Origin of the sequence: Microbacterium sp. BF1 (assembly GCF_019279095.1) — a bacterium.
Lineage (GTDB): Bacteria > Actinomycetota > Actinomycetes > Actinomycetales > Microbacteriaceae > Microbacterium > Microbacterium maritypicum.
In genome coordinates, this window is the sequence record NZ_JAGYWT010000106.1 from 1 (window position 1) to 6,491 (window position 6,491).

Here is a 6,491-nt window from a genome sequence, read left to right on the forward strand (position 1 = left end):
CGGCGTGCCTGGGTCGGAGTGAGGGCATCGGTCACACGGTCAGGGTATCGCCGAGCGCCGACATGCACCCTCCAGGGAAAGATGCGTTCGAGGGCCTACGGCGTGACCGTAGACTTGGGCGATGAGTGAGGACCAGCGACCCCGACTGAGAGATCTGTTCCGTCCGCGCCCGGTCTCCACCGAGCGCACCGTGTCGACCGAGGCCGATGAGGCGGTACCGCTGCCGCTGCGCATCACGGCGGGCTATGCCTGGCGGCTGCTGCTGATCGCGGCGGCGATCGGCGTCTTCATCTGGCTCGTGATGCTGCTCAAGCTCCTGGTAATCCCCCTCATGGTGGGTATCCTCATCACCGCGCTGCTGTGGCCGGCCTTCTCGTGGATGCTGCGGCGTGGTCTCCCGCGCTGGCTGGCGATCGCCATCTCGCTCATCGGGACGGCCGCCATCGTCACCGGGCTGATGTGGCTCGTCGTCTGGCAGGTGCGTGCTCAGCTGCCCGACGTGCAGCAGCGTTCGACCGAAGCCTTCGATCAGTTCCAGGTCTGGTTGCACGAGGGTCCTCTGAGCCTCTCCGACACGCAGATCGCGAACTACCTGCAGCAGGGACTCGACTTCCTCAACGAGCAGGCGCAGGTGCTGTGGACCGGCGCCCTGGCGATCGGGACCACCGTCGGCCACGTCGCCACGGGCGCCGTGCTGTCGTTGTTCATCCTGATCTGTCTCCTCGCCGACGGCGCCGGCATCTGGCGTTGGACCCTCCGGATCTTCCCGCGCATGGCTCAGCCGGCCGTCGACGGAGCGGCACGCAACGGCTGGACCACGATCGTGAACTACGCGCGCACGCAGCTGTTCGTCGCGACGATCGACGCGATCGGCATCGGACTCGGGGCGTTCCTGTTGCAGGTGCCCCTTGCGCTCCCGGTCGCCGTCCTGGTGTTCCTCGGCTCGTTCATCCCGATCGTGGGTGCGGTCGTGACCGGCGCCGTCGCCGTGTTCCTGGCGCTGGTGTACAACGGCCCCTGGATCGCGCTCTGGATGCTGCTGGTCGTGCTGGCCGTCCAGCAGATCGAAGGACACATCCTGCAGCCGATCATGATGGGTTCGGCGGTCAAGGTGCATCCGCTCGCCGTCGTCCTCGTGGTGGCGGGTGGAGCGATGATCGCCGGCATCCCCGGCGCACTGTTCGCGGTGCCGTTGGCGGCGTTCATCAACGTCGCAGCCGTGACCATCAGCTCGGGATCCTGGCGCACCGGCGTCGGGCCGAGCGGAGACCTTATCTGGAGCACAGTACCGCGCGAGCGGAGACGGAGGAATCGATGAGCGCAGTCCCCAGCCTGACCGAGTTCGAGCACGCTGCTCAGAGTCTGGCTGAGGTGATCTCGCACACGCCGACGCTGCCGTCGCGAGCGCTCTCCGACATCCTCGGCGCCCCGGTGCTGCTGAAGATGGAGAACCTCCAGCGCACGGGATCCTTCAAGATCCGCGGTGCGGCCTACCGGCTGTCGAAGCTGAGCGCCGAAGAGCGCTCGCGTGGCGTGGTCGCGGCCTCAGCCGGAAACCACGCCCAGGGAGTGGCGCTGGCGGCGCAGGCGCTCGGCATCCCGGCGACGATCTTCATGCCTCTGGGCGTTCCGGTGCCGAAGCTGCTCGCCACCCGCGGCTACGGAGCGGAAGTCGTGTTGGAGGGGGAGACGGTGGCGACCTCGCTGCGTCTCGCCGCTGAGTTCTCCGAGCGCACGGGTGCGGTGCTGATCCATCCGTTCGATCACCGCGACATCGTGATCGGGCAGGGAACGCTCGGACTCGAACTCCTCGAGGATGCGCCCGACGTCGACACCGTCGTGCTCGGCATCGGCGGGGGAGGTCTGATCGCCGGCGTCGCGGCAGCCGTGAAGGCACGCGCCGCCGAGCTCGGCCGCACGGTCCGCATCATCGGCGTGCAGGCCGAGAACGCCGCCGCCGTTCCGCCGTCGCTCGAGGCCGGCGAGCCCGTCGACATCGTCACCCGACCGACCATCGCCGACGGCATCCTGGTCGCTCGTCCCGGTGCCGTCCCGTTCGACATCATCAAGGACCTCGTCGACGAGGTCGTCACGGTCTCCGACGACGACCTGGCACGGGCCATCCTCATCCTGCTGGAGCAGGCGAAGGTCGTGGTCGAGCCCGCCGGTGCCGCCGGTGTGGCGGCGATCCTGGCAGGCAAGGTGACGGGCAGCGGAACCACCATGGCCGTGTTGTCTGGTGGGAACATCGATCCGCTCCTGCTGCAGCGCGTGGTCTCGCACGGACTCGCCGCTTCGGGTCGCTATCTCACGATCCGCATCCCTCTGCCCGACCGCCCCGGTCAGCTGGCCCGCGTCTCCGAGCTCATCGCCGAGGCCGGCGCGAACGTGATCGAGGCCATGCACACGCGCCACGGTCACGGTCTGCAGATCAGCGACGTCATCCTCGAGCTCAGCGTCGAGACGCGCGGTCCCGAGCACTCCGAGCACACGCTCGACACCCTGCGTCGCGCCGGCTTCGAACCCATCCTCGTCCCCGATTGAGCACGACTGCGCATGCACACAGAAGCGCCCCCGCGTCCTGACGATGCGGGGGCGCTTTTGTGTGGTGTCTCAGCCCGTGTACGTCTCGACGTTCACGATCTCCACGCTGATCTCGCGGCCGTTCGGCGCCTCGTACGACGACTTCTCGCCGACCTTGAGGCCGAGGATGGCCTGGCCGAGCGGGCTGGCTTCGCTGTACACATCGAGGTCGCTGCCTGCGGCGATCTCGCGGCTGCCGAGCAGGAACACCTCCTCGCCTCCGGCGACGAGGGCGGTGACCACGGTGCCGGGCTCGACGATTCCGCGGCTGGCCGGAGCTTCGCCCACCTTGGCGGTCTTCAGCAGAGCCTCCAGCGTGCGGATGCGCGCTTCCTGCTTGCCCTGCTCGTCCTTCGCGGCGTGGTATCCGCCGTTCTCCTTGAGGTCGCCCTCTTCGCGGGCCGCCTCGATGCGCTTGGCGATCTCGTCGCGGCCGAAGGTGGACAGGTGCTCCAGCTCGGCGACGAGCCGGTCATACGCTTCCTGCGTGAGGAAGGGAACCTGAGCATCGGTGGACATGACGAAGCTCCTTCTTTCGGGATCCCTCCGGCATGCTGCGGGGGATATGCCAAGACGCCCCGGCACGGTGCCGGGGCGTCGTCTTGTCTGGCACGAGTCTAGGCGACCCAGCAGGTGTTCACCAAACCTGTGGTGGCCTCCGACACCGTGGGGATCGTGACGGAGCGCGCCTGCGAGTGGCTGTCTCCGGCCTCGATCTCGACGATCTTCCAGCCGACGACACCGAACTCCTCGTCGAGCGCCTCGACGGCGCACACCACGTCTTTGCCCTGCACTCCGGTGACCTGGAAGGTGATGTTCACCGAGTGCTCGTCGACGAGCTCGAAGCCCAGATCGTCCGCGTCGACGGAGGCCATCGACTGCGCCACGGTCATCCAGCTGAAGGCGCCGACGATCAGCAGTGCGATCGCACCGCCGATGATCCACGGCGCGCGGCGTCGTCGGGTTCGGCCATAGCGTTCATCGAGCTCTTGTGCGGTCGTCACGGGTGGGTCTTCCGGTCGTTAGGCTGGTGTTACCAGGTTATGCGACCTGCGTACGAAAGGCCGATTCATGTTCTCTCTGTCCGAGACCCCGATGCCGACGCCGAGCATGACCGTCGACCCGGTGTCGGTCACCCCGGGGTTCGTCGGCTTCGCCGCGATCGTCGTGGTCGTGATCGCGGTGATCCTGCTGATCTGGGACATGAACCGCCGCATCCGCCGTGTCCGGTACCGCGAAGAGGTGCGCGACGAGCTCGACGCCGAGGAAGCGGCGCGGGCCGAGGGCGATGCCGCCGCGGCTCCCGGAAAGGGTGCGCCGACCTCGGACGGCACCGCTGCCTCTGACACCGACGGCGATACGCCCGCGCGCTGACCTCGCGTCACGGTGCGCCCAGCGAGGGCGACAGCGGCGACAGCGCGATGAGCAGGCATGCGGTCCAGTGGCAGAGGAACGCGAGCACCGTGCACACGTGGAAGATCTCGTGGAACCCGAAGTGCCCGGGCCACGGGTTCGGCTTCTTGAGCGCGTAGACGACCGCGCCCCCCGTGTACAGGAGCCCGCCGACGATCACCAGCACCATCATCGCGAAGTTCGCGTTCATGAGGTCGGCGAGGTACATCACGGCTGCCCAGCCGAGCAGCAGGTAGAGGGCGACATAGAGCCAGCGCGGGGCGTGGATCCAGAACACCCGGAAGAGGATGCCGACCAGCGTGCCTCCCCACACCAGGCTGAGCAGCAGCACGCCCTTCTCCGGAGGCAGCGCCAGCACCGCCAGCGGTGTGTAGGTACCGGCGATGAGCAGCAGGATGTTGGCGTGGTCGATGCGCTTGAGCAGCACCTTCACCTTCGGCCGCCAGTCGATGCGGTGGTAGAGCGCCGAGTTGCCGAACAGCAGCAGTGACGTGAGCATGAACACGGCGGAGGCCCACTTGGCCGCGGCGCCTTGGGAGACGATGATCAGCACCACACCGGCGACCAGCGCCACCGGGAACGTGCCGGCATGGATCCATCCTCGCCAGGTCGGCTTGGTCTCGACGGCGGCATCGACGGCCGCGGCTTCGAGCAGAGGCAGCTGAGGGACGTCGGGACCGGAGGGCTCGGGAGTACTCACACGCTCACTCTAAGCCGACCCGCATACCGTGCAGGGCACATATATCCCAGCTTCCGCACACGATGCCGGAGGCCCCGGCGCGGTAGCGTAGGGAGGTGATGTCACGCGAGAGCCCGGGGCGAGGGCCGCTGTATCGGCTCTACACCAACAGGTTGCGCCGCCACCTCGATCCGGCCACGGTGCCGCATCATGTCGCGATGATGATCGACGGCAATCGCCGGTGGGCGCGTCAGCTCGGATTGGACACGCCTGCGGAGGGACACCGTGCAGGCGCTGCGAAGATGCGCGAGTTCCTCGGCTGGTGCGACGAGCTCGGCGTGCGCGTGGTGTCGCTCTATCTGCTCTCCAGCGACAACCTGAGAAAGCGCGACTCCGCGGAGCTCGCCGACCTCATCGAGATCATCGCCGAGCTCGCCGAGGCGCTGTCGCAGGAGGGGAACTGGCGAGTGAAGCACGTCGGACGCTCCGACATCCTCCCCGCAGAACTCGCACGGGTGCTCTCCGACGCGGAGAACCGCACCAAGGATCACACCGGACTGCACGTGAATCTCGCCGTCGGTTACGGCGGGCGCAATGAGATCGTCGACGCGGTGCGGAGCATCATCGCGAAGCATGAGGCCTCCGGTGGCACGCTGGAGGACCTCGCCGCCCACCTCACGCCCGAGATGATCGGCGAGCACCTCTACACGGGTGGGCAGCCCGATCCCGATCTCGTGATCCGCACGAGCGGGGAGCAGCGGCTCAGCGACTTCCTCCTGTGGCAGAGCGCACACAGCGAGTTCTACTTCGTCGAGGCGTTGGGCCCCGACCTGCGTCAGGTGGACTTCCTTCGCGCGATCCGCGACTACGCCGACCGCGACAGGCGCTTCGGTCGCTGACCCGGCGACGGGCCCGCGCAGACCCATGCCACAATGACGAAGTGAGCACTTTCCAGGACTATGTCGACACCTTCGACAACGAGTCCGGCTACCTGAACTGGGCGGCGTTCGGCCCGCTGTCGCCCTCCGTACGCGAAGAGGTGTTCGCCGACGCCGACCTGCTCGGCAGCGGACGACCGTCCTCCCTCTCCCTGGTCGCCGAGCGCATCGGTCAGGCCCAGGAACTCGTCGCCGAGCTGCTGGGCGGCGAAGCCGACGACGTCACCCTGCAGCCGTCTTCGACCCACGGGCTCATGCACGCGCTGTTCGGCCTGTCCGGCGCTGTGATCGCGAGCACCGCCGAGTTCCCCAGCGTGAGCCTGACCCTGGAGCGCGCATCGACGGCATCGGACCGTGCGATCATCCCGCGGTGGATCACCCCGGAGGACGGACGCGTGACCGCTGATGCCGTCAGGGAGGCACTGGATGACGAGGTGGTCGCCCTCGCCGTGAGTCACGTCGACTTCCGCACCGGGTATCGCACCGACCTGGCGGCGCTTCGCGAGGCGATCGGTCCCGATCGCCTGCTCATCCTCGACGCCGTCCAATCGTTCGGCGTGATCGACGTCGACTACTCCGCGGCGGATGTGGTGGTCGGACACGGCTACAAGTGGCTGCGCGCCGGCCGGGGCAGCGCCTTCGCGTGGTTCTCCCCCCGCGCCAGAGATCGCATCTCGCCCGTGCTCTCCGGTATCACCGGCACGACGGCCACCGGTCTGTTCGTCGACGAACTCCCGGCGCCAGCGCCCTCGGCTCGGAAAGAACACGTCGACAGGACGCTCCGACTGATCAGTCGTGGGGATGAGGGCGCCGATACCCCGGCCCAGCCCAGTGCGCTTCGCCATCATTTCTCCTTGCTCTGCGTCGCTGTGCGCGAT

General features: G+C 67.8%; 7 protein-coding genes and 1 pseudogene. 5 read left to right on the top strand and 3 right to left on the bottom strand.

The window, feature by feature from the left end; genetic code table 11:
* Positions 1-121: 121 nt before the first annotated feature.
* Both KZA10_RS05740 and ilvA read left to right on the top strand, forming a co-directional pair.
* Positions 122-1,318: an AI-2E family transporter gene (locus KZA10_RS05740; protein ID WP_200935144.1), complete on the top strand. Its 1,197-nt coding sequence runs from the start codon at positions 122-124 to the stop codon at positions 1,316-1,318.
* Entirely contained in the window at positions 1,315-2,544 is a 1,230-nt protein-coding gene (gene ilvA / locus KZA10_RS05745; RefSeq protein WP_017828714.1) for a threonine ammonia-lyase, read from the top strand. The genes KZA10_RS05740 and ilvA overlap by 4 nt, the downstream gene beginning before the upstream one ends.
* 69 nt (positions 2,545-2,613) lie before the next feature.
* Here the strand turns inward: ilvA and greA are convergent, their stop codons facing one another.
* The gene (gene greA / locus KZA10_RS05750) at positions 2,614-3,102 is read right to left on the bottom strand and encodes a transcription elongation factor GreA (protein ID WP_017828713.1); all 489 of its coding nucleotides are present in this window, start codon (positions 3,100-3,102) and stop codon (positions 2,614-2,616) included.
* Between the two features lie 98 nt (positions 3,103-3,200).
* On the bottom strand, positions 3,201-3,587 hold the full coding sequence (locus tag KZA10_RS05755) for a DUF4307 domain-containing protein (RefSeq protein ID WP_055864591.1): 387 nt from the start codon (positions 3,585-3,587) through the stop codon (positions 3,201-3,203).
* Between the two features lie 67 nt (positions 3,588-3,654).
* On the opposite strand from KZA10_RS05755, the gene KZA10_RS05760 reads away from it, so the two are divergent.
* Positions 3,655-3,957 (top strand): hypothetical protein, encoded by a 303-nt coding sequence (locus tag KZA10_RS05760; protein WP_017828711.1) that lies wholly within the window; start codon positions 3,655-3,657, stop codon positions 3,955-3,957.
* 7 nt (positions 3,958-3,964) lie between these two features.
* Here the strand turns inward: KZA10_RS05760 and KZA10_RS05765 are convergent, their stop codons facing one another.
* Positions 3,965-4,696: a hemolysin III family protein gene (locus KZA10_RS05765; protein WP_055864588.1), complete on the bottom strand. Its 732-nt coding sequence runs from the start codon at positions 4,694-4,696 to the stop codon at positions 3,965-3,967.
* Positions 4,697-4,794: 98 nt separating this feature from the next.
* On the opposite strand from KZA10_RS05765, the gene KZA10_RS05770 reads away from it, so the two are divergent.
* Both KZA10_RS05770 and KZA10_RS05775 read left to right on the top strand, forming a co-directional pair.
* Positions 4,795-5,574 carry an isoprenyl transferase gene (locus tag KZA10_RS05770; RefSeq protein WP_017828709.1) on the top strand — a complete coding sequence of 260 codons (780 nt, stop codon included), beginning with the start codon at positions 4,795-4,797 and terminating at the stop codon, positions 5,572-5,574.
* A 140-nt stretch (positions 5,575-5,714) separates the two neighbouring features.
* Positions 5,715-6,245, top strand: a pseudogene (locus tag KZA10_RS05775) (aminotransferase class V-fold PLP-dependent enzyme); the annotation flags it as partial.
* Positions 6,246-6,491 lie beyond the last annotated feature (246 nt).